Below are 18,179 nucleotides of genomic sequence, written 5' to 3'. Positions count from 1 at the left end.
ACATAACCTTATGATTTCATTGGTTTGTTGGGTAATCAGCGGCCGCTGTTGCTCACACTTCTTTACAAACGGGGCGCGGTAACGCTGCCAGGCACGGGAAATGCGTGGGCCTTGCTTGCAAAACTTTACAAAACGACGCGAGAAATTACAGGAGTGTGACGTCAGCACCACATGAAGGCGGTTTTATCGACAGCGATGTGCGGTGTCCGCCTGCTTTACACCGTGACCACGTCGTATGCAGCAGGAATCTATAACTGACTGATTATTCAGTAATATCCGTTGTCGGCATACGACTTGCTAGACAGTCGGAACACTGCAGTCTTTGCGCGCCAACTAAAAATACACTGGAGACTTTGATGACCATTCCTTGCAGCCTGCGCCATTCCGGCACGGCACTCTTCGCCGCAGTCGCACTGGGCGGCCTGGCCCTGCCCGCATCCGCAACGACGATCCTCTTCGTTGGCAACAGCTTTACCTATGGCGATCCGGCCGGCGCCAAGCCGCCCATCGTGCAGAACTACCGTCCCGATACCGTGACCGACCTGAACGGTCGGGGGATCGGTGGCGTACCGGCGCTGTTCAAGGCCATGACGATGCAGGCCGGCCTGGATTATCAGGTGAGCCTGGAAACAGAGCCCGGTTCGGGCCTGGATTTTCACTATAAGAACCGCTTCAGCACGATCGTGAAGCCGTTCGACATGGTGCTGCTGCAAAGCTACAGCACGCTCGACGGCGCCAGGCCAGGCAACCCGGAAACGCTGATCCGCTATTCCGGCCTGCTGGCCAATGCGTTTCGCGAGCAGAATCCGGATGTCGACGTGCGCCTGACGTCGACCTGGTCGCGCGCCGACCTGACATACCAGAACGCCAACAGCCCGTGGTTTGGGAAATCGATCTGCGCAATGGCGCAGGACGTGCGCGCCGGCTACGATGCCGCCGATTCGGCGTCAAACATCATCAGTGGCGTGATCCCCGTGGGCCAGGCCTGGAGCCAGGCCATCGCAGGCGGCCTGGCCGACGCCAACCCGTACGACGGCATCGGCGCCGGCCAGATCAACCTGTGGGCGCCAGACTCCTACCATGGCAGCAACTACGGCTACTACCTGGAAGCGCTGACCATCTTCGGCAACGTCACCGGACTCGATCCACGCTCGCTGGGCGCCGACGATTACGTCGCCCGCGACCTTGGCATCAATGTGGCGACTGCGCTGGCCCTGCAAGGCTTTGCCGCGGCGCAGCTGGAGGCAGAAGAAATGCGGAGCCTGGCATGCTGGCCATGTTTGCAACCGTCGGCGGCTTGCTGGTCGCCGTACGCCGCCGCTGTAACAATGCCAAGGCACGCCACGGCGCACTCGCCTGATATCGCGCGTTCGCGCGTCGACATCCTTCGACTACTGACCGTGACGGCGCCTGCCCAGGTACCGTCACGGTCGTCCTCATCGTCGTCCGGGAGTGGCAGCACATGATTGCAACACCCGCTGTCGTGTCTGTACGAATTGTCATAATTTCTGGCTGATTCGCACGATCTGCTGAAAGCACGCTTCCATACTACGGTTTCTACGAAATTTCCTTAGAGGAATAATCACACTTTCTCACTTCAAACATCATATTTACTGACCTTGGCGGTGTCAGCTTGGACAGAGTGCGCAGAATCAGCATGCATTTCATGATCAGAAGATATTGAACAGCTCCAATCGTTTCCACCCGTCTATATTTTTAAGGTTAAATAGTGAAAAAATTCACTTTACGAGACCTTGATGCCGACCCAACCCAACTTGCTGCCTGTCTACCGCCATGCCGACCGTTTGCTGATCATCGTGCTGTGGGCGATGCTGGGCTTTTCGCTGGCATTGACCGGCATGCACGACACCATGACATGGTCGCTGCTGGTCGGTCTGCCGATCGTCGTGATCGCAAGTGGCGTCACGTTCCTGGCCAGCGGCACGCTCACGAGTCGGCTGGTCAATGCCGGCGCACTGATGGCCATGTGTGCGCTGCACATTCATCAAGGTAACGGCCGGGAAGAACTGCACTTCGGGATCTTCGTCTCGCTGGCGATCCTGCTGTGCTACCGCGACTGGCGCGTGATCCTGTTCGCGGCGGGTCTGACCGCCGTGCACCACTTCAGCTTCAACTACCTGCAAGAGCTCGGCTATGGCGTCATTTGCCTGACCCGGCCAGGGCTGGCGATCGTCTTCATCCACGCCGGCTACGTCATCGTCGAAACGATGGTGCTGTGCTACATCGCGCTGGTACTGCAACGCGAAGCGCTGCGCTCGGCCGAACTGCGCGCCAGCGTCTCGATGCTGCAGGCCCAGCACGGGATCATCGACCTGCGCTCGCTGGCGCCGGTTACCAGCAGCAGCGGCCGCGCCCTGCGCGACGTGCTGCACACGCTGCAGACGGCGATTGGCCAGGTGCGCGATACGGTCGAGACCACGCGCGGCGCGGCCAGCGACATTGCCGAAGGCAGCGCGCTGCTGTTCGAACACTCGCGGGACCAGACCGAGGCCTTCGGCCGCGCCGCCGCCTCCATCGACGAACTGGGCGACATCATCCGCGCCAATGCCGAGCACGCCCGGCAAGCCAATGCGCTGGCGACACAGGCGTCGGGGATTGCCGTCGTCGGCGGGCGCCAGGTCAGTGCGGTCGTCGAGCGCATGGGCCTGATCGACACGTCGTCGCGCCAGATTGCCGAGATCACCGCCGTCATCGACGGCATCGCGTTCCAGACCAATATCCTGGCCCTCAACGCTGCGGTGGAAGCCGCCCGTGCCGGCGAACAGGGACGCGGTTTTGCCGTCGTGGCCGCCGAAGTGCGCCAACTGGCCCAGCGTTCGGGCGCCGCCGCCCGCGAAATCAAGGGCCTGATCGAGGAATCGGTGCGCCAGGTCAGCGCCGGCAGCGCGCTGGCCCAGGAAGCCGGGCGCACGATGGACAACATCGTGCAAAGCGTGACCGACGTGACTGGCATGGTCGGCCGGATCAGCGCGGCTGGCGACGATCAGGCCGTGCGTGTGGAGGCGGTGGCCGACGCCATCGGCGCCATGGACAGGTCGTTGCAGCACAATACGCAGATGGTCAGCAAGACCGCGGCCGCGGCCGATTCGCTGCAGCAGCGGGCCCATGGCCTGGCGCAGATCGTGCGCATCTTCCGGCTCGACACGCCAGGCACGGCGCAGATGGGACTATCCTGAGCTCAGTACAATGATGACGTCATGCCATTCATATTGACTCCCCCGGCGGCGCGTGGCGTCGCCCCCGTCGCTCTGCTGCTCTGCCTATTGGCCTGGCCGCAGGGCAATGCGCGCGCGCAGGCAACGTGGAAGGTGACCGGGTTCGGCACCGTCGCCGCCGTTCATGCCACGCAGGACCAGGCCGACTACACGGTCAATCCCAACTCGCCTGGCCAGGCGGGCTACTCCAAAGCGTGGGCGTTCGACGTCGATAGCCGCGCCGGTGCGCAGCTCGATGTCCGGTTCGACAAGCGCTGGTCGGCCGTGGTCCAGGCGACGCAGGAAAAAAGCATCGAGAATTCGTACAAGACGTACCTCACCTGGGCCAACGTGAAGTTCCAGGCAACGCCGGAGCTGTCGCTGCGCGCCGGGCGCATTGCGCTGCCGCTGTTCCTGGCCGCCGACTATCGCAAGGTGGGCTACGCCCTGCCCTGGATGCGCGCCCCCGTCGAACTGTACAGCCTGATACCGATTTCCTACAGCGACGGCGTCGACGCCTCGTACCGCTGGCATACCGGGCAGGTCAAGCACGAGACCACGCTCTCGCTCGGCCATGCGGCCGCGCGCCTGAACAAGGACCTCACCGGCAAGGCCCGCAACATCGTCGGCCTCACCGAGAGCGCGACGGCCGGCGCATTGACCGTGCGCTTCACGGCGGCCCAGGCGCTGTTGGTGGTGCCGGGTGCGGAAGCGTTGTTCGACGGCCTGCGCGCCTTCGGCCCACCGGGCGAGGCGCTGGCAGACCGCTACGATATCGCCAAGCGCCATGTGCGCGTGTTCAGCGCCGGCTTCAACTACGATCCGGGCAACTGGTTCATCACCGGCGAGAGCGGGCGCATCAACACCAGCTCGCTCCTGGGCGACCAGACCGCCTCGTATCTGTCGGCCGGCCGGCGCTTCGGCAATGTGGCGCCCTACGTCACCTATGCGCGCCTGGTCGCCAACCTCGCCACGCAGACAGCCGGGCTGCCGCTGGACGACTTGCCGCCCGAAGCCGCGGCGGTGGCAGGCTTGTTGAACAATGCATTGAATGACCAGCTGCGCCAGATTGGCGTGCAGGACACGGCCAGCGTCGGCGTGCGCTGGGACGTCGCGCCGAACATTGCACTCAAGGGGCAGTTCGACCGCGTCAAGCCGCGCGGCGGCTCGATCGGCACCCTGATCAACGTCCAGCCGGGGTTCCGTTCCGGCCAGGCGTTCAACGTCATCAGCCTTGGCATGGACGTCGTTTTCTGACCATGATGAACCGTTCGCTTCCCACACTGTTGCTGGCCCTGTGCCTGGGCCCCGCCCTTGCGCTGGCACCCAGCGCTGCCCCGGCGGCAGAACTGGCCGTGATCGTCTCCGCCCGCAGCAACATCAGTATGCTCAGTGCCGATCAGGTCGCCGAGATCTTCCTGTTCCAGACCAACCGCTTCCCGAATGGCAGCGAAGTGGTACCCATCGACCAGGACCTGGGTTCGCCGCTACGTGACGAGTTCTACAGCAAGGTCACGCACCGCACCCCGGCGCTGGTGAAAGCGCACTGGGCCAGACTGATCTTTACTGGCCGCGGTCAGCCGCCGGCCGAGGTCGATGGCAATGCCGCCATGCGCAGGATGATCGCCGAGAACCCGGGGATGATCGGCTATGTCGAGCGCACGGCACTGGATCCCAGCGTGCGCGCGGTGCTGATCGTGCGCTGACGGGCGTTGCTGCCGGCGCACGGTCAGCTGTCTTCAGCGATTTTCGGGATCGGCACGCCGTTCCGGCGGGTCTCCCTCTTCGAAGCCGGCGACAAACACCAGCAGCACATCATTCAGGATTTTTTCCTGGCCTGCTTCGAGCAGCGCATTGGCCACCCGCGACAATTCGACCGGATCGGCCTTGCCATAACTGCCATCGATTGCTCTGCGCGTTACCTTGCCAAGTTCAAACGCCAACTCGGCGGCTGCAGTACTTTCTGTAGTTCTCATATCACCCTTTGTCGTGTCGAGCGCGCGCTCCATGCAAAACCGCCATCGTTGGCGGTCCCGGTCCCATGCATGATACCGGCGAATCGAGAAATGAGATTTCCCGCCATGTGCGTTCATAGCCGCTCGAGGCAGATTGCCCAGCACAGAACGCAGGCGTTCGCACTCCTGGAAGCCAGCGATGTAATTGACCACGTCAATCCTGGCTTCTGCGTGATTCACATCATCGCAGACCGGAATGGCGAGCATACTTGGCGCCACGCTTGGGCCACGGGTCTGCGCAAGAAAGGTCGAGCACGACAGCCAAGTACAGTCAGCCGATGCCATTTCGGATGTAGATGATATCCGAGGCGCATGCCAGATCGGCGCTGCTTGATTGAACTGCCTGGCAAGGTGCTCGCGCAACAGGCAGGACATGCTTGGTGGCGCTCGTGTCCACGAACCTGCACTTCCAGACTGGCTTCAGACGGAGCAGCAATGGCGATAAGAACCACTGACTGAAGAAGCGAAGCCATCATGGAGCGTTACAGGGCACCCTACGTAAATTCAGGAGACGGCATCACCCTATCCTATCCAAGCCTCACCTGATATCAGGCTATCATCAATCGATTCACGTATTTTTGTAGTTTCGATGAACCGGTATAGGGTACTGGCTCATACTTAAACAATGGGCATGGCAACAGGCTATATTGCACGCCGAGCATTAGCCTAGGATTGACTGTTGGAATGCTACCTTTGTGCAAACCACGTGTATCAATGAAAAAGGTCGTTCCGGCGCTGCCGAGGATTGCCTTATGCTCGCCACCGACCTGATTGTCTGAAAGAGGATGGAGACGTACGGACATTCTGTCGAGATGGGTACCGGTTGCAAAGGTGTGAGGCCCACATTCAGCGTCCACATCCGTAAGATACACCATCAGCTTGATGCTGCCCATTTCGCAATCACGATGGAATCTTTGTACTTTATCGGGTTTATTTGAATGAGGAAAAGTCCACCGAAGACTCATCCCCGTTATGACTGGCATGAATCCGAGATACTCGAAAGCCAATGTCAGAATGTCTGGATGATTAGCAAGTTCCATCACGTTGGGACAGTTGACAACGGTAGACAGTGGGTAATCGCCAATTTGGCAATTTTCAGGGACATCATCTAAACGAAAATTTTTTCCAGAACCTTTGGTGTCGAGTAGAGGGCGAGTTAAAAGATATGAGAGAATCTCTTGACATTGCGTCTTGGAAATAATGGGAGCTAATTTGATATAACCAAGGCTTTGAAAATCTTTTAGCGTGGTGCTTGGCCTTGGACTAGCAAGCGTGAAATGCGGAAAGCAGCGTCGTAAAAACAAGAGCAAGATGCGATGAGAAAAGCGTCGAACTCTAAGACTGGTAATCAGCCGTTGACAATAATAAAATCCTAGCCGGATGCGTTCGGTTTTGGATGCAGATGCAAAAGTGATGTAACGTTGCACAATAATAGCCCTTAACTTAGCTGAGCCAACAATAACTAGTTGCATCGCTCATATGCGGTCTAACGGCATCGAGATAAGAAAGCTTTTCGTTTTAAAATTTCATTAAATCTAACATAGCAGAAACCAAACCCATAGATCATAGATCATAGATCATAGATCATAGATCATAGATCATAGATCATAGATCAATTATTGCCTACTGAGTCACAGCTTGTATTCTATTAGCATAGACTTCTTCAAAATTGATTTACATCAAACCACGTTTTTTTTGCAAGAATTACAGATATGCCCTATGCATGAAGATGGGCATTTCACTCTCGGCTTCGTATTGCTCAGTCCAGTAAATCGACGATTGCGATAGAAGCACAGAAATTCTCGAATCCGGAGGTACCGATTACGTTATGGTCCATCGGGTCGTATCGAAGGAGACAAGGTTTCGACTTGTTCACGTAATTGCATTGCCAAACACGCTTCATCTTTAGATTCAGGGAGAAGCGTTCAGCAACGGCGTTATCCCAGCAGTACCGTTGCGGCTCATGCTGTAAACGAAGCCATACTTGGTCAGCATGGCCGTGTACTGGTTGCTCATACTGACCGCCGCGATCGGAATGGAACGACCAGTCCGGCCGCTGGACGGCGTGCCTGTATCGCCATGAGCGAGAGAGCACTACACTTGATATGTCACTCAACGGCTCTGCAGCCGCCAGTTCGCCAGTCAGTCGAACTTGCTGAAATCCGGCTTGCGCTTCTCGAAGAACGCCGTGAAGGCTTCCTTCGCTTCGGCGCCGCCCAGCATCGCGCTGAACTGTTCATTTTCAGCCGCGATGGTGTCCCTGACGTGCGCGGTGCGCGCGCGGCGCATCAGCGCCTTGGTGGTGCGGATCGAGGCTGGGGGCAGCTTGACCAGTTTCGCCGCCTGCGCCTGTGCGAATGCGAGCAGTTCCGCTGCCGGCAGCACGCGCGCGACGATCCCCATCTCCAGCGCTTCCTGGGCCAGGAACGGCTCGCCCAGCATCAGCTTTTCAGCAGCGCGCGTATAGCCGGCCGACTGCGCGACCAGCAGCGACGAGGCAAATTCAGGGCACAGACCCAGCTGCGAGAACGGCATCGAGAATTTGGCGTTGTCGGCCGCGTAGACCAGATCGCAATGCATCAGCAGCGTGGTGCCGATGCCGACAGCGGCGCCGGCCACGGCCGCGACCACCGGTTTGGTGCACCCTTCCAGCGCCAGCATGAACTGGAATACCGGACGCTCCGGCGTCATCGCACCTTCGCCCGTGTTGTTGAGGAAATCGTCGAGGTCGTTACCGGCGGTGAAAATTTCGGGCTGGCCGGTGATCAGGATGGCGCGGACCGCCGTGTCCTGCTCGGCGGCGCGCAAGGCGTCGGCCATCGTTTGGTACATCGCGCCGGTGATCGCGTTCTTGCGTTCGAGGCGGTTGAAGGTGATCGTGAGGATGCCGTCGGCGGTCGTGGTGAGGATGCTCATGGTGGTTGTCTCCCGTTTATTCTTGGGCTGGTTGGACGCGTGGGCGGGAGACCCGCCCACCCTACATAGTCGATTGTAGGGTGAGCGGATCTCCCGCCCACGCGGAGATCGTACTGGCTTGCTTAGACGCGTTCGATAATGCCCGCAGCGCCCATGCCGGCACCGACGCACATCGTCACCATGCCGTACTTCAGGTTATTGCGACGCAGCGCGTGCACGACGGTCGCGGCGCGGATCGCACCGGTTGCGCCCAGCGGGTGACCCAGGGCGATCGCGCCGCCCAGTGGGTTGACCTTGCTGGTGTCCAGGCCCAGATCGCGGATCACGGCCAGCGCCTGCGCGGCGAAGGCTTCGTTCAGCTCGATCCAGTCCAGCTGGTCCTGCGTGATGCCGGCAGCGGCCAGCGCTGCAGGAATCGCGAACTTCGGACCGATGCCCATGATTTCCGGCGGCACGCCGCGCACGGCGAACGACGAGAACTTGGCCAGCGGCGTCAGGTTGTGCTCGCGCAGGATTTTTTCGCTGACGACGATCAGGGCGCCGGCGCCATCCGACATCTGCGACGACGTGGCGGCGGTGACCGAACCCTTGGCAGCGAACACGGGCTTGAGTTTGCCCATGCTTTCCATGCTGGCGTCGGCGCGTGGGCCTTCGTCGGTATCGACCGTGCGGGTCTTGACGTCGATCTGGCCGGTGGCCAGGTTCGGCGTGCGGGTGATGACGTCAACCGGCGTGATCTCGTCCTTGAAGTGGCCGGCCTGCTGCGCAGCGATGGCGCGGCGGTGCGATTCCAGGCCGAATGCGTCCTGGTCTTCGCGCGAGATCTTCCACTGGTTGGCGACGTTCTCGGCCGTCAGGCCCATGCCGTAGGCCAGGCCCACGTTCTCGTCCTTGAACGTGTCCATATTGATCGACGGGTGGTGGCCCATCATCGGCACCATCGACATCGATTCGACGCCGCCGGCGATCATCACGTCGGCTTCGCCCACGCGGATGCGGTCAGCGGCCATCGCCAGCGCGGTGATGCCCGACGCGCAGTAACGGTTGACCGTCACGCCGCCCACGGTGTTCGGCAGGCCAGCCAGCACGACCGAGTTACGGGCGATGTTGAAGCCCTGCTCGGCTTCCGGGAACGAGCAGCCGATGATCGCATCGATGATCAACGCCGGGTCCAGGTTCGGCACGGCCGCCATGGCGCCGCGGATCGCGTGCACCAGCAGGTCGTCCGGGCGGGTCTTGTTGAACATGCCGCGCGGCGCCTTGCCGATCGGGGTGCGGGTCGCTGCGACGATGTATGCGTCTTGAAGTTGTTTGCTCATGTCAGTGTCCTGTTCTGTCGACGCTTAGTTGCGCACTGGCTTGCCGGTCTGCATCATGCCCATGATGCGTTCCTGCGTTTTCGGATTGTTCAGCAGCGCCACGAAGGCCTTGCGTTCCAGGTCGAGGATCCACTGCTCGCTGACCACACTGCCCTGGTCGATGTCGCCGCCAGTGACGATCTCGGCGATGGTGTCGCCCAGCTGGTAGTCATAGGCCGAGATGAAGCCGCCGTCGCGCATATTGACCATCTGGCCGCGGATCGTGCCCCAGCCATAACGGCCGGTGACCGGGAACGTGCGGCGCGCCGGTGCGCGGTAGCCAGCATCGGCCATGGCGCGCGCCGTGGTTTTCGCCACGTGCAGCAGTTCGTAGGCGTTGAAGACAATCACGTCGTCTTCTTTCAGGTAACCCATGGCCTTGGCTTCCAGCGCCGACTTCGACACTTGCGCGGTGGCCGCGTTCATGAAACCGTTCTTCAGGAATTGCAGGATGTCGTTGCCCTTGGCTTCGGTTGCCGCGCGCAGCGCTGCTTCCTTCAGGCCGCCGCCGGCAGGCACCAGGCCCACGCCGACTTCGACCAGGCCGATGTACGACTCGATCGACGCGACACGCTTGCTGGCATGCAGCGCCAGTTCGCAGCCGCCGCCCAGCGCCAAGCCCGCCACTGCGGCGACGACCGGCACGTTCGAGTACTTGAGCGCCATGAAGGTGTCCTGCAGCTCGCGCACGATCGGCTCCATCGCCTTCGCGCCGCCGGCCATGAAGGCTGGCAGGGCCGATTGCAGGTCGGCGCCGGCCGAGAACGCGCCGCCTTCGGCTGCGTCGGTGTTCCAGATCACGATGCCCTTGAAGCCGGTTTCGGCTTCTTTCAGCGCGCGCTGCAGGCCCTTGATGACGCCATCGCCGATGACGTGCATCTTGGTCTTGAGCGAGACGACCAGGACTTCGTCGTCCGAGTGCCACAGGCGCACGGATTCGTCTTCGAACACGGTGGTGCCGGCGGTCTTTGGATCGGCGCCGCCCAGGCCCACGACCGGTGCGCGGAACTGCTGGCGTTGGTACACCGGCAGATCCGACAGGGGTACATAGCCGCTCTTGGCAACCGAGTACGAACCTTCAGGGGTGTGCACGCCCTTCTCGGCGACCGAACCCTCGAACACCCAGGCTGGCAGCGGTGCGGTGGACAGTGCCTTGCCGGCGTCGATGTCTTCCTTGACCCACTGCGCAATCTGCGTCCAGCCGGCGCCCTGCCACGTTTCGAACGGGCCGACGCTCCAGCCGAAGCCCCAGCGCATCGCGAAGTCGATGTCGCGCGCGTTGTCGGCGATCGATTCGAGGTGGAACGCGATGTAGTGGAACGCGTCGCGGAAGATCGCCCACAGGAACTGCGCCTGCGGGTTGGTCGACTCGCGCATGGCCTTGAACTTCTTGACCGGGTCTTTCTCTTTCAGGATGCGGCCAACGATGTCGGCGGCCTTGGCGCCGCCGGTGACGTACTCACCCGTGGCGAAGTCCAGGCGCTGGATCTCCTTGCCGACCTTCTTGTAGAAGCCGGCGCCGGATTTCTGGCCCAGCGCACCTTTTTCGATCAGCTTGGCCAGGATGTCCGGCGTCTTGTAGACGCTGAAGAACGGGTCGTCCTTCAGGTTGTCCTGCATCGTCTTGATCACATGGCCCATCGTGTCCAGGCCGACCACGTCCGCGGTGCGGAAGGTGCCCGACTTGGCGCGACCCAGCTTGGCGCCGGTCAGGTCGTCGACCACGTCCACCGACAGGCCGAATTTCTCGGCTTCGACAATCGTGGCCAGCATGCCGAAGATGCCGACGCGGTTGGCGATGAAGTTCGGGGTGTCTTTCGCGCGCACGACGCCCTTGCCCAGCGTCGAGGTCAGGAACGTTTCGAGCTGGTCCAGGATGTCAGGACGGGTGTCCGTGGTCGGGATCAGTTCGACCAGGTGCATGTAGCGCGGCGGGTTGAAGAAGTGCACGCCGCAGAAACGGGCCTTCAGTTCGGCGTCGAAGCCTTCGGCCAGCTTGTTGATCGACAGGCCCGACGTGTTCGACGCGAAGATCGCGTTCGGCGCGATGTGCGGCGCGACCTTGGCGTACAGGTCGTGTTTCCAGTCCATGCGCTCGGCGATGGCTTCGATAATCAGGTCGCAGCCGGCCAGCACGTCGAGGTTGTCCTCGTAGTTGGCCACTTCGATCAGGGCCGCATCATCCTTGTTGCCCAGCGGGGCTGGCGAGAGCTTTTTCAGGTTCTCGATGGCGCGCAGGACGATGCCGTTCTTCGGGCCTTCCTTGGCAGGCAGGTCGAACAGCACGACTGGCACCTTGGCGTTCACGCAGTGGGCGGCGATTTGCGCGCCCATCACGCCGGCGCCCAGCACGGCGACTTTCTTGACGATGAAATTGGACATGTATATTCCTTAATCCTTGGTTGGCACGTCGTTCCCGTGAAGGCGGGAACCTCAGTTTACCGGCGTTACCGCTGCGCTAAACTTGGGTTCCCGCCTACGCGGGAACGACGGCGATGGTCTATCAGCGTGACGTAGTGTTAGAACAGGTCGGCGTCCAGCGCCGTCAGGTTCGCGGCGCCCGAACGTGCCTGGCGGATCAGCATCGCGGTTTCCGGATACAGACGTGCGAAGTAGAAGCGGATCGTCGCCAGCTTCGATTCATAGAAGCGGTCGCCCGAATCGAGCTTGGCCAGTGCGATCTTGGCTTGCTGCGCGAACAGGTAGCTGTAGACCAGGTGACCGGCCACGCGCAGGTAAGGCACGGCGGCGGCGCCCACTTCGTCCGGATTCTGGAACGCCTTCATGCCGATTTCCATCGTCAGCTTGGTGACCTTGTCGCCCAGCTCGCCCAGTGGCGTGACAAATTCGGACATGTTCTCGTCCAGGCCATTGTCTTCGACGAAGTTCTTGATCTTCTCGCCGAACTTGCGCAGCTTGGCGCCGTTGTCCATCAGGATCTTGCGGCCCAGGAGGTCCAGCGACTGGATGGTGTTGGTGCCTTCGTAGATCATGTTGATGCGCGCGTCGCGCACATACTGCTCCATGCCCCATTCGGCGATATAGCCGTGGCCGCCGTAGACCTGCATCGCTTCGGAGGTCGCGATCCAGCCGTTGTCGGTGATGAAGGCCTTGATGATTGGTGTCAGCAGCGCGACTTCGTCAGCCGCTTCCTTGCGCACGTCTTCGTCGGTGTGGTTCAGTTCGCGGTCGATCTGCAGCGCGACGTACGACGAGAACGCGCGGCCGCCTTCGGCGAAGGCTTTTGCGGTCAGCAGCATGCGGCGCACGTCCGGGTGCACGATGATCGGATCGGCTGGCTTGTCCGGTGCTTTCACGCCCGACAGGCTGCGCATCTGGATGCGGTCTTTTGCATAGGCCAGTGCGTTCTGGTACGCCACTTCGGTCAGGCCGAGCGACTGCATGCCCACGCCCAGGCGGGCCGCGTTCATGAACACGAACATCGCCTGCAGGCCCTTGTGCGGCTGGCCGATCAGCGTGGCGCGCGCGTTGTCCAGGTTCATCTGGCAGGTCGAGTTGCCGTGGATGCCCATCTTTTCTTCGATGGCGCCGCATGCGATGCCATTGCGCTCGCCGATCGAGCCGTCTTCGTTCGGCATGAACTTCGGCACCAGGAACAGCGAGATGCCTTTCGAGCCTTCCGGTGCATCCGGCAGGCGCGCCAGCACCAGGTGGACGATGTTGTCCGAGATATCGTGTTCGCCGGCCGAGATGAAGATCTTCGAGCCGGTGATCAGGTAGGTGCCGTCGCCTTGCGGTTCGGCTTTCGAACGCAGGAGGCCCAGGTCGGTGCCGCAGTGCGCTTCGGTCAGGCACATGGTGCCGGTCCATTCACCCGAGACGAGCTTTGGAAGATACAGGCGTTTCTGGTCGTCGGTGCCGTGCTCGAGCAGGCACTCGTAGGCGCCGTGCGACAGGCCCGGGTACATCGACCAGGCCTGGTTCGACGAATTGAGCATCTCGTAGAACGAGTTGTTCAGCGTGATCGGCAAGCCCTGGCCGCCGTATTCCGGATCGCATGCCAGCGCAGCCCAACCGCCTTCGACATACTGTTTATACGCCTGCTTGAAGCCCTTCGGCGTGGTCACGCTCTTGTCGGCAGCATTGAAGGTGCAGCCTTCGCGGTCGCCCGAGTGGTTCAGCGGGAACAGCACTTCCTGGGTGAATTTTGCACCTTCTTCGAGTACCTGGTTGATGATGTCGGTATCGATTTCCTGGTATTTCGGCAGATTCTTGAATTCTTCGGTGACATTGAGGAACTCGTGCAGAACGAACTGCATATCCCGGATTGGCGCGACGTACTGACCCATGGTTTTCTCCTGAAGAGGTGTGACGATTGTTGGACGTGACAGGCGGCCTTATGCCGCCTGGTGGTCTTGCGATTGTTGGGAATTGCGGTAATTCTCGATCAGGCGTTCAAAGCCCGCGCGGGCCCGTTCGACGGCGCCCGGATTGCGCAGGAAACGCGCATCGTGGTGCAGCGCCAGGATCAGGCCGTGCATTTCAAACACCAGCTGTTCGGCATCGAAACCGGTGTGCAGATGCTTCAGTTCCATCGCCTGCTCCACGCTGCGCAGCAAGGCGCCCTGCCACGCGCGGACCATCGACACCAGCTCTTCGCGGATCGGGCCTTCGCGGTCGTCGTATTCGACGGCGCCACTGATATAGATGCACCCGGACGCGATTTCGACCGACACCCGCTTGACCCAGCGCGTGTACATCGCCACCAGGCGCGGCAGGCCGCGGGTTTCCTTGATGCTCGGGTAAAAGACCTCTTGCTCGAAACGGTGGTGGTACAGCTTGACCACCTCGAGCTGCAGGTCTTCGCGCGAACCGAAGTGCGCGAACACGCCGGACTTGCTCATGCTCATCCGGTCGGCCAGCAGGCCGATCGTCAAGCCTTCGAGGCCGTTGCGGCTGGCGAGCTCGAGCGCGACGTCGAGAATTGCCGCCCGCGTCTGCTCGCCCTTGCGCATGAATTTTGCTGAAGTACTGATAGCTTCCCCTGGTCTCGAAAAAATCCGAACGCTCGTACTATTATCTATCGGGCCTGGAATGTCAAACGGGAACTTAGAGGTGCGGTTCTATTGATGAAAAACAACCCGCGACACCCGGAGAAAGCGCCTTTTGCTGACGGCCCGGCTTGCAGGCGAGCGGCAGAAAACAGTTGTTTCATCTGTTAAAGGTACAGCATTTTCGGGGTGTCCGGTGCGTGATTTACGAGCACGTCGCACCCGTTTGCAGCTTGACTGTTACCATTAATAATCCAGCAACATTCAGCGCGCAGACGAAAGGTCCACAGCATGAGCAGCACCGATCAGAATCAACAGGTCGTCGAACCCGACGACAGCGCGCTGCAGCTGGCGATTCGCGCCTTCTCGCTGCAGGAAGGTGGGACCGAACCCGCTCAGGCAGCGACAGCAGGCGCGGATTCGATGCAGCATTTCCTGGTGCTGATCGGCCACGCCAGTGCGCGGCTGGACAGCGGTGCGACGGCAGACGACGCAATTGCCGACCTGGTCCGGCGCGGACTCGACCGGGACACGGCGCAGGTCGTCGTCGACAAGGCCGTCGATGTCGTCGCGTCGAACCGGGCGCTGGAAAGTGCGCCACCGGCGCAGCAGGTACGGGCAAGATCGGGCAAGAGTATCCGGGTCTTCGCCATCGTGCTGGTGGTCGTCGCGCTGGTCGTCGCCTTGCTGGTCATGCAATAACGCCCACCACGCTTATTCGCCTGCCTGCTCCATGGCACGGCGATCGCGCTTGGTTGGCCGCCCCTTGATTTCCAGGCTTGGTTCCGGATACAGGCGCCGCGCGACCTTATCGAGTTCGCGCTTGGCGATGCTTTCGTCGGTTTCGAAATACAGCGTGCGCGCCACCGGGGCACCGCCGCGCGCGCCAGAAATCGCCGCGACGATGATTTCCCAGCGATCCGAGCCGTTATCGATCAGCATCTTGTCGTTGATCTTGACGGTGCGCGCCGGCTTGACCGGTTCGCCGTCGATCCGCACGCGGCCCCGCTCGACCGCATCCTGGGCCAGCGAACGTGTCTTGAAAAAGCGTGCTGCCCACAGCCATTTGTCCAGCCGGACGTTTTCTTTATCTTTATCCATAGTGTCACCCTTGATCATGCGTACCCGATGGCGCACACGCGCATCACCAGTTTGTAGCCGACATACGCGCAGCCGTTGACGGCGCGGCGCAGCCAGCCGATGTCGGCAAATTCCTGCGGACAGACTTCGACCCCGTCCGCGATACCCCGTTCGATGTGCGCGCGCATCGAGGCGGCGAAGACCGGATCGTCCACGACGATATTGGCTTCCTGGTTCACGAACATCGACAGGCCGTCGCAGTTGCTCGAGCCGACCGTGGCCCAGTGGTCGTCCGCCACCGCCACCTTCGCATGCAGTTGCGTCCTGTGGTACTCGACCACGCGGATGCCATCGGCCAGCAGTTTCGGATAGAACGATTGCGCCACCGCGTCCTGGATCGCGAACTCCCCTACCCCGATCAAGAGCGTGACGGCGACGCCGCGCTGCGCCGCATGCGCGAGCGCCTGGCGAAACTTGCGGCCCGGCGCAAAATACGGCGTGGCCAGTAGCACGCTGTGGCGCGCGTGGCCCAGCGCCTGCAGATAGGCGCGCTGGATCGTGGTGCGGTTGCGCAGGTTGTCGCGCACGACGAAGGCGGCGCGCGCCGGACTGGCGCACGATGGCGGCGGCTGCTTGCGCATTTCGCGGAACAGTTCGAGGCGCTTGCGCAGCCGCAGGCGGCCCGTGCGGGTCCACTGGCCTTGCGCTTCGTGATGGATTTGCGCGACGAGCGGGCCGCGCACCCGCACCGTGAAATCCCAGCGCGGCGCTGGCAGGCGACGGCCATCGGCGTGGTCGCACAGCCAGTCGTCGTTGACGTTGATGCCGCCGACAAACGCGACCGCGCGGTCGATCACGGTGATCTTGCGGTGCGAGCGGGCGATGCCGCGCTTGCACAGCGGATTGAACACCCGGTACTGGGCGCCGGCCTGGGTCAGCACCTGGCCCAGCCGGGAGGTGACGCGGTGGCCGGTGCCGAACCAGTCGACCAGCACCCGCACCTTCACGCCGCGTTTGGCGGCGCGCGCGAGCGCATCGCGCACGGCGTCGCCCGTGTCATCTTCGGAAAAAATATAGGTTTCGAACAGGACTTCGTGCCGGGCAGCGTCAAGCGCGGCAATCAGCGCCGGGAAAAACGCAACGCCGCTCTCCAACAGCGTGATGTCGTTATCGTCGACGAAGGTAACGCTGCGCATGGCCTCAGGCCAGCTCGAGTTCCGCCACGATCGGTGCGTGGTCGGACAGCTTGGCCCACAGGGCCCCGTGCATCACTTGCGCCGAGTTGACCTTGAAGCCGCGCACGTAGATGCGGTCGAGACGGAACCATGGCAGCATCGCCGGGAACGTGCGCGCCGGCGCCAGGCGCGGCTTGCGCCCGGCCCAGCTGCGCACCATGTCGCCCATCGGCGAACGCGGACCCAGCTCGTCGAAGACTTCGCACACGCCCAGGCCGGCGCGCAGCTTGTCACTCAGGGTGTTGCGCCAGTCGTTGAAGTCGCCCGCGATGATGACCGGCTCGCCGTTCGGCGCCGACGAATTGACGGCGTCGATCAGCGACTGCGTCTGGCGCCCGCGCCCGCCTTCAAACAGGCCCAGGTGCACGACATAGCAGTGCACCGGACACTCGGGCGTACCCAGCACGCAGTGCAGGATGCCGCGCTGCTCGTAGGCGTGGTCCGAGACATCGTGGTTGTGCGAGTTTTCGATGGGGTAGGTACTGAGCAGCGCATTGCCATGGTGACCGTGGTCGTAGACCGCGTTCATGCCATACGCCGTGTGGTGCAGGTCGGAGGCGAAATAATCGTACTGGGCTGTTTCAGGCCAGTGCCGATGGCCACGGTCTTCCTTGCCGAAGCGTGCCTGGTGCCGGTCGTGCCGGCCCTGGACTTCTTGCAGGAAGACGACATTGGCGTCGAATTCAGCGATCGCTTTCTTCAGTGCGATCACGCGGGGCGTGCTGCGCAGCGAGGAAACGCCCTTGTGAATGTTGTAGGTAGCCACACGAATTTTCATGGGAACATTCTACCCGGATCGGACTGCCGTTCTCGTGAAACGGACCCAATCGTGCGCTTATTAAAGCGCTGGCGCGTTCGGCAGGTTGCCAGCTCTCGCACTCTTTTTAGAAACCAACAGTAACAAACTACATTCAGGCGATCGCGTGCCCCTGGTCGTACACCGCTTCGTGGCCCGACACAATCATGCGGCGCGGGCGGTGTGCAGCCGCCTCATCCTTTTGCGCGCGGGGCGCCATCGGGCCACACAGACGCAAGCCATCCATCAGGTCGATATAGATGCAATCGTCGCCGAGTGTGATTGCTTTTACTTTCTTGTCGCTATTCAGTTTGAAGTTATCCATTTTTCTCTCAGAATCATCCACTTAAAAGTTGCACATCAAAAATTCACACTGGGTGAACTATTGACCTTAGACTACTGATTTCTGACTGTCAACCGTGGAATATATGGTGCCCGTCCGTTGGCCACCATATTTAATTCACTCGCGAAACGTGTCACCAAGTGTCTCGAAATGTATCTTCATAGGAGAACTCCTACTTTTTCGTGCGTATGTGAGCGCCAGCGAACAGA

At 61.2% G+C, this 18,179-nt stretch carries 16 protein-coding genes and 1 pseudogene; 5 read left to right on the top strand and 12 right to left on the bottom strand.

Annotated elements, in window-relative coordinates:
* Positions 1-356: 356 nt before the first annotated feature.
* The 4 genes from AC1MGT_RS13560 to AC1MGT_RS13545 all read left to right on the top strand — a co-directional run bounded on the left by AC1MGT_RS13560 (position 357) and on the right by AC1MGT_RS13545 (position 4,921).
* The gene (locus AC1MGT_RS13560) at positions 357-1,466 is read left to right on the top strand and encodes a PEP-CTERM sorting domain-containing protein (RefSeq protein ID WP_499500580.1); all 1,110 of its coding nucleotides are present in this window, start codon (positions 357-359) and stop codon (positions 1,464-1,466) included.
* Positions 1,467-1,757: 291 nt separating this feature from the next.
* Entirely contained in the window at positions 1,758-3,197 is a 1,440-nt protein-coding gene (locus tag AC1MGT_RS13555; protein WP_499500579.1) for a methyl-accepting chemotaxis protein, read from the top strand.
* Positions 3,198-3,218: 21 nt separating this feature from the next.
* Positions 3,219-4,472: a hypothetical protein gene (locus AC1MGT_RS13550; RefSeq protein WP_499500578.1), complete on the top strand. Its 1,254-nt coding sequence runs from the start codon at positions 3,219-3,221 to the stop codon at positions 4,470-4,472.
* Between the two features lie 2 nt (positions 4,473-4,474).
* Positions 4,475-4,921, top strand: coding sequence for a type 2 periplasmic-binding domain-containing protein (locus tag AC1MGT_RS13545; protein ID WP_499500577.1), 447 nt, complete (start codon positions 4,475-4,477; stop codon positions 4,919-4,921).
* A gap of 33 nt (positions 4,922-4,954) precedes the next feature.
* On the opposite strand, the gene AC1MGT_RS13540 is transcribed toward AC1MGT_RS13545, so the two are convergent.
* From AC1MGT_RS13540 to AC1MGT_RS13505, 8 genes and pseudogenes are all read right to left on the bottom strand, one after another.
* The gene (locus tag AC1MGT_RS13540) at positions 4,955-5,437 is read right to left on the bottom strand and encodes a hypothetical protein (RefSeq protein ID WP_499500576.1); all 483 of its coding nucleotides are present in this window, start codon (positions 5,435-5,437) and stop codon (positions 4,955-4,957) included.
* 341 nt (positions 5,438-5,778) lie between these two features.
* Positions 5,779-6,702, bottom strand: coding sequence for a phytanoyl-CoA dioxygenase family protein (locus AC1MGT_RS13535; RefSeq protein ID WP_499500575.1), 924 nt, complete (start codon positions 6,700-6,702; stop codon positions 5,779-5,781).
* Positions 6,703-7,091: 389 nt separating this feature from the next.
* Positions 7,092-7,329, bottom strand: a pseudogene (locus AC1MGT_RS13530) (IS3-like element ISKpn18 family transposase); the annotation flags it as partial.
* A gap of 43 nt (positions 7,330-7,372) precedes the next feature.
* Entirely contained in the window at positions 7,373-8,146 is a 774-nt protein-coding gene (locus tag AC1MGT_RS13525) for an enoyl-CoA hydratase (protein ID WP_499500574.1), read from the bottom strand.
* Positions 8,147-8,268: 122 nt separating this feature from the next.
* Complete coding sequence (locus AC1MGT_RS13520; protein WP_258837255.1) at positions 8,269-9,465, bottom strand: acetyl-CoA C-acyltransferase; 1,197 nt, start codon at positions 9,463-9,465, stop codon at positions 8,269-8,271.
* A 24-nt stretch (positions 9,466-9,489) separates the two neighbouring features.
* On the bottom strand, positions 9,490-11,886 hold the full coding sequence (locus tag AC1MGT_RS13515) for a 3-hydroxyacyl-CoA dehydrogenase/enoyl-CoA hydratase family protein (protein WP_499500573.1): 2,397 nt from the start codon (positions 11,884-11,886) through the stop codon (positions 9,490-9,492).
* Positions 11,887-12,023: 137 nt separating this feature from the next.
* On the bottom strand, positions 12,024-13,814 hold the full coding sequence (locus tag AC1MGT_RS13510) for an acyl-CoA dehydrogenase C-terminal domain-containing protein (protein WP_499500572.1): 1,791 nt from the start codon (positions 13,812-13,814) through the stop codon (positions 12,024-12,026).
* Between the two features lie 48 nt (positions 13,815-13,862).
* On the bottom strand, positions 13,863-14,480 hold the full coding sequence (locus tag AC1MGT_RS13505) for a TetR/AcrR family transcriptional regulator (protein ID WP_258837252.1): 618 nt from the start codon (positions 14,478-14,480) through the stop codon (positions 13,863-13,865).
* 327 nt (positions 14,481-14,807) lie between these two features.
* On the opposite strand from AC1MGT_RS13505, the gene AC1MGT_RS13500 reads away from it, so the two are divergent.
* Positions 14,808-15,218: a hypothetical protein gene (locus AC1MGT_RS13500; RefSeq protein WP_499500571.1), complete on the top strand. Its 411-nt coding sequence runs from the start codon at positions 14,808-14,810 to the stop codon at positions 15,216-15,218.
* Between the two features lie 12 nt (positions 15,219-15,230).
* Here the strand turns inward: AC1MGT_RS13500 and AC1MGT_RS13495 are convergent, their stop codons facing one another.
* From AC1MGT_RS13495 to AC1MGT_RS13480, 4 genes are all read right to left on the bottom strand, one after another.
* The gene (locus tag AC1MGT_RS13495) at positions 15,231-15,617 is read right to left on the bottom strand and encodes an RNA-binding S4 domain-containing protein (protein WP_183554073.1); all 387 of its coding nucleotides are present in this window, start codon (positions 15,615-15,617) and stop codon (positions 15,231-15,233) included.
* A 14-nt stretch (positions 15,618-15,631) separates the two neighbouring features.
* A complete protein-coding gene (gene clsB / locus AC1MGT_RS13490; protein WP_499500570.1) occupies positions 15,632-16,792 on the bottom strand; it encodes a cardiolipin synthase ClsB in 1,161 nt (386 codons plus the stop codon).
* 4 nt (positions 16,793-16,796) lie between these two features.
* A complete protein-coding gene (locus AC1MGT_RS13485) occupies positions 16,797-17,609 on the bottom strand; it encodes an endonuclease/exonuclease/phosphatase family protein (RefSeq protein WP_332530599.1) in 813 nt (270 codons plus the stop codon).
* A gap of 133 nt (positions 17,610-17,742) precedes the next feature.
* Positions 17,743-17,952 carry a hypothetical protein gene (locus tag AC1MGT_RS13480; protein WP_499500569.1) on the bottom strand — a complete coding sequence of 70 codons (210 nt, stop codon included), beginning with the start codon at positions 17,950-17,952 and terminating at the stop codon, positions 17,743-17,745.
* Positions 17,953-18,179 lie beyond the last annotated feature (227 nt).

It is taken from the genome of Telluria sp. BA11, from assembly GCF_056680305.1.
The sequence above is the reverse complement of the archived record's forward strand: the minus strand, read 5'-3'. Positions and strand labels throughout refer to the sequence as shown.